This window comes from Mesorhizobium sp. M2A.F.Ca.ET.037.01.1.1, from assembly GCF_003998075.1.
Lineage (GTDB): Bacteria > Pseudomonadota > Alphaproteobacteria > Rhizobiales > Rhizobiaceae > Mesorhizobium.
In genome coordinates, this window is the sequence record NZ_RZSA01000546.1 from 1 (window position 1) to 4,533 (window position 4,533).

General features: G+C 62.4%; 4 protein-coding genes. All 4 read left to right on the forward strand.

Translation table 11 applies throughout. From position 1 onward, the window contains the following. Positions 1-1,148: ATP-binding cassette domain-containing protein (locus EOA27_RS23705; protein ID WP_127257375.1), on the forward strand; the 1,148-nt coding region annotated here is incomplete at its 5' end. Next, positions 1,145-2,245, forward strand: coding sequence for an ABC transporter permease (locus EOA27_RS23710; protein WP_127257378.1), 1,101 nt, complete (start codon positions 1,145-1,147; stop codon positions 2,243-2,245). The genes EOA27_RS23705 and EOA27_RS23710, both read left to right, overlap by 4 nt. Beyond that, a complete protein-coding gene (locus EOA27_RS23715) occupies positions 2,242-3,183 on the forward strand; it encodes an ABC transporter permease (RefSeq protein WP_127257381.1) in 942 nt (313 codons plus the stop codon). The genes EOA27_RS23710 and EOA27_RS23715 overlap by 4 nt, the downstream gene beginning before the upstream one ends. A gap of 354 nt (positions 3,184-3,537) precedes the next feature. Further along, positions 3,538-4,533: serine/threonine-protein kinase (locus EOA27_RS23720; RefSeq protein WP_145970491.1), on the forward strand; the 996-nt coding region annotated here is incomplete at its 3' end.

Sequence of the window (4,533 nt, forward strand, 5' to 3'; positions counted from 1 at the left end):
TGGATCGGTTGCCGCCGGTCAGGCAGCTGCCGGTCGGCGAGCAGCAGCGCGTCGAGATACTCAAGGCGCTCTACCGCGGCGGGCGTATCCTGATCCTGGACGAGCCAACTGCCGTGCTCACACCTCAGGAGGTGACCGAGTTGTTCTCTGCGATCCGCGCGCTTGTCGCACAGGGCCGGACGGTCATCTTTATCGCCCACAAGCTACCGGAGGTGCTGGAGATATCCAGCCGCATAACGGTCATGCGAGGGGGCAAGACGATAGGCGAGATCGAAACCAAGGACGCGACCGAGCAGAAGCTCGCCAACATGATGGTCGGCCACGAGGTGACGCTACGCGTCCAGCGCAAGCCGTATAACGGCAAGGTCACGCTCGCGGTGAACAGGTTGAGCCTGATGAACGAACTGCGCGCCACGGTCTGCGACGATGTCAGCCTGACCGTGCGCTCCGGCGAAATCGTTGGCCTCGCCGGCGTCGCAGGCAACGGCCAGGCCGAGTTGATCGAAGCGATCGCCGGACTGAGATCCGTTGCGGGTGGCGACATTGCGATCGGCGGGGAGAGCATCTTGCCACTCGGCGTGCGGGCGCGGCGCGGCAAAGGCATGGCCAGCATTCCAGAGGATCGCATCTCACAAGGGCTGGCGCTAGACGCCAGTGTGGCCGAAAATCTTGTCGCGACGCGGCTTGACGATCGACTATTCGTCCGCCGCGGGTTGCTCGATCTCGGCGAGATGCGTGCCAATGCCGAGCGCTTGATCGAACGCTTTTCGATTCGGATCGACGGGCCCAACGCAGTCGCCGCTACGCTCTCGGGTGGCAACATGCAGAAGGTCGTCGTGGCGCGCGAGCTGTCGGAGCAACCTAGGCTACTGCTGGTCAGCCACCCGACACGCGGTGTCGATCTTGCGTCGACACAATCTATCTGGCGCATCCTGACCGAGACGCGCAATGCCGGGGCGGCGGTGCTGCTCAGCTCCGCGGACTTGTCCGAGTTGCTGGCTCTGTCGGACCGCCTTATGGTGTTCTACCGAGGCCGGATCGTCGCCGCCTTCCGCAACTCCGATGAGCTGACAACCGAAATGCTTGGCGCCTGCATGCTGGGATTGTCAAAGCAGCCGCCTGAAGAAATGCGGGCTGCGCTGGCATGAGCGACGCGGCGACGACCGGCCGCTGGACAGTATTGCGCCGCGAAACGGGACGGGCGCTCGGCGCGGCCTTCATCGCCCTGGCCGTCGCATTTCTCATCATTCTCTTTACGTCCAAGGCTCCGCTGCAAGCTTTCGCTACGCTGATTACCGCACCGATCACCAGGGTGCGCACCGTCGGACTTTGGATCGACGACGTTGCCAAGCTCACGGTCGCGGGGCTTGCTTACAGCCTGGTCTTCCAGGCGCGCCAGTTCGCGCTCGGCGTCCAGGGTCAGGTCTATGTCGGCGCGCTGGCGGCGAGTTATATCGCGCTCTCGCCGCTAGGCCAGACGTGGTGTGCGATCCCTTTGGGCGTCGTCTGCGCCGTGGCGGCAGGCGCGTTGTGGGGTTTTCTGCCAGGGATCGCCAAGGCGCGTCTCGGCGCCAACGAGATCGTCTCGTCGCTGATGCTGAACTATGTAGCGATCGAGCTCGCCAACTACCTGATCCGCGTCGATCTCACGACGCCGAACAGCCGCTTGCTTTCCACCGCCCCGTTTCCGTCGACTGCCGTCTTCCCGGCGCTCATCCCCAATACGCGTATCGACATTGGCCTGATCTTCGCGCTGACTTCGGTCGCCGCAGTATGGTTCGCTCTCTACCGTACGAGCTGGGGCCTGAAGCTCAGGCTGGTCGGCCATAACAGCCGCTTCGCGCAGTATGCCGGCATCAAGGAGGCCTTCATCATAGTGTCGGCGATGGCCGCTTCCGGCGCGTTGGGAGGGCTGCTAGGCGCTATGTTCGTTGAAGGGCGCTCCTTCGGTAAGCTTGCTGTGTCATTTGAGGGCAACCTTGCCTTTGAGGGCCTCCTGATCACCATCATCGCGCGCAACCGGCCGCTTGCCGTGCCGGTTGCGGCGCTTTTCTACGGCTATCTGCGCCAAGGCGCGCAGCTCATGAGTATCCGAACCGATGTGCCTTCGGAGATAATTGTCATCGTCACCGCTGTTATCATCCTCCTCGTCGCGTCCTCCTACTCTGTCCTGCCGCGTGCCATGCTTGCCGCGATCACGCGTAGCGGTCGGCCGGCCAGGACCCATGCCGAAGCGGTAAAATGATAGAGCTGCTGGCGACCGTGTTTTCCGCGGCGTTCTTCGTGACGGTGATCCGTACCTCGACGCCACTGTTGCTCGCGACGCTTGGCGGCCTGATCGCGGACCTTTCGGGCGCGCTCAATGTCGCGCTCGAAGGTATAATGCTGGTCAGCTGCCTAACTGCGGTCGTCGTCTCGGTATATGCCCCGTGGTACGTCGCGGTGCTCACCGCGTTGCTTGCCGGCGCTTTCCTCGGCAGCGTGATGGCCTTTTTTCATCTGCGTATGAAGGCCGACATCGTGCTCGTCGGCTTCGCCATTAATATCTTCGCCTCCGGCGCTACGGTGTTTGCACTCACGCTCGCCACCGGCGGAGACAAGGGCAGTTCGACCAACTTGATGTCGAGGCCGGTGCCGGCGCTCGACCTCTCCTTCCTTGGCATGGTCCCCGGCGTGGGAGACCTGCTGGTGAGAACTCTCTCCGGACATTCCGTGTTGTCCTGGCTTGCAGGTCTTCTCGTTTTTGTCTTGTGGTATTTTCTTTACCGGACGTCCTGGGGCTTACAGCTGCGGAGCGTCGGCGAACATCCGAGCGCGCTCGAGGCTGCAGGCGTTTCCGCCAATGCCCTCAGAGGTTGGAGTCTTCTGGCGTCCGGTGCGCTCGCCGGGCTCGCCGGAGCGCAGCTCTCGATGTTCAATTATGTCGGCTTCACCCGCGACATGACTGCGGGCCGTGGCTTCATCGCGCTCGGCGCTGTGCTGCTTGGTGCGCGTCACCCAGTCGGTGCGCTGATCGCAGCGTTGCTCTTCGGTATGTTCGACGCGCTTTCGGTAGTCATGCCCGGCCTGTTCAACTGGATCCCGGCGGAGCTCATCCGAATGATCCCTTTCGTGGTGACTATCGTAGCGCTCATCCTGTTCAGTTATCGCATGAAGCTGACCTCCACGACCTTCGAACAATGATCTCGCCCGACAATCTGTTTTCGACGTTGCCAACGAGGTGGTTATCGGGCAAGCGCGACGGCGTCGGGCTTGATTTTCTCGACGTCAACCAGGAGCTTGGACTGGCTGGGTCTTGGTTCGCGCCAAGGCCCCAGCTATCATCGAACGTTACGGGTGGGTTCACTGAAAGCGCGAGCGACGGTATCCGCGCCCGTGAAACGAGGAAGCAGGGCTGGTTTTGCGCGCGGGGGAAGGACATCGTCATAAAACTATGTTTGAACTCACTCTGGCCACTTCCTGGAGGCGGAACGTTCGAGCAGTAACTCAACTCAATCGCCGCAGCCCGAGCACGGGCGTGACCGCGGAGTTCGGCACATGAGCCCATCCCTCGGGTTCGGTGCTAATGAAGATCGTAGCCTGCAGGTGCTATGGGCCGACGGGGAATACGTCCTCCATAGGACTGAACGCGGGGACACCGACGACCATCAGCTCGTGCTGGCCTTGATGGCGACCGCCAAGCACTCGCCTTCGACCAGCCTCCAGCGCCTCGCACACGAATACGCCCTGAAGGACGAACTGGACGAGACTTGGGCCGTGCGCCCGCTGCAGCTGGTGCACGAGCGTGGGCGGACGATGCTGCTGCTCGAGGATCCGGGTGGCGAGCCGCTGGCCCGGCTGCTTGATGGCCCTATGGATTTGAGCTCGTTCTTGAGCCTCGCGGTCGGCATCGCGAAGGCATTGGGAAGCCTTCACGAGTGCGGACTCGTCCATAAAGACATCAAGCCGGCCAACATCATGGTGGGATGCAACGATGGCCTGGTGCGGCTCACCGGTTTCGGTCTTGCGTCGCGGCTGCCTCGCGAGCGGCCGGCGCCCGATCCGCCCGAGGCAATCGCTGGGACGCTTGCTTACATGGCTCCAGAGCAAACCGGGCGAATGAACCGATCAATCGATTCCCGCAGCGATCTCTACGCGTTCGGCGTCACCCTCTACCAGATGGTAACCGGCACGCTGCCATTCACCGCATCCGAACCCTTGGAATGGGTGCATTGCCATATTGCGAGACGGCCTCTTGCCCCCGTGGTGCGCACGCCGACTGTCCCGCCGCCGGTCTCGCAAATCATTATGAAGCTGCTCGCCAAAACGGCGGAGGAGCGCTACCAGACCGCCCTTGGTGTCGAGAATGATCTTCGGCGATGCCTTGTCGAGTGGGAACGTGTGCAACGCATCGAGCCGTTTCCGCTCGCCAGGCAAGACTTGCCTGATCGCTTGTTGATCCCCGAAAAGTTGTACGGGAGGGGGCGCGAGGTCGACACCCTACTCGCCGCCTTCGATCGGGTTGTTGGGAGCGGCAGGCCGGAACTTATACTG

Coding starts and splice junctions, on each gene's coding strand:
- EOA27_RS23710 (WP_127257378.1), top strand. CDS start 1,145: ATGAGCGACGCGGCGACGACCGGCCGCTGGACAGTATTGCGCCGCGAA.
- EOA27_RS23715 (WP_127257381.1), top strand. CDS start 2,242: ATGATAGAGCTGCTGGCGACCGTGTTTTCCGCGGCGTTCTTCGTGACG.